1 pseudogene is annotated in these 242 nt (G+C 44.6%); it reads left to right on the forward strand.

Features of this window, described 5'->3' with window-relative positions:
* A pseudogene (locus QP775_RS25645) lies at positions 1–220 on the forward strand (condensation domain-containing protein); the annotation flags it as partial.
* Positions 221–242: the final 22 nt, after the last annotated feature.

A 242-nucleotide genomic window follows, 5' to 3' on the forward strand; every position in this document is an offset into this window, starting at 1 on the left:
ACTCATTGGTATGTTTGTGAATACCCTTGCGATTCGCAATTATCCAGCGGGCGAGAAGACGTTTATGTCTTAGTTAAAAGAGGTTCAGCAAACAACTCTGCAGGCATATGAACATCAGGATTACCCGTTTGAGGAATTGGTTGACAACATTCAAGTTACGCGTGATGTAAGCCGGAACCCCGTATTTGATCCGGTTTTAGTCCTGCAAAATACAGAGCAGGGCGAGTGGGCAATAGAATGAC

The organism is Paenibacillus sp. UMB4589-SE434 (assembly GCF_030226685.1).
Lineage (GTDB): Bacteria > Bacillota > Bacilli > Paenibacillales > Paenibacillaceae > Paenibacillus_B.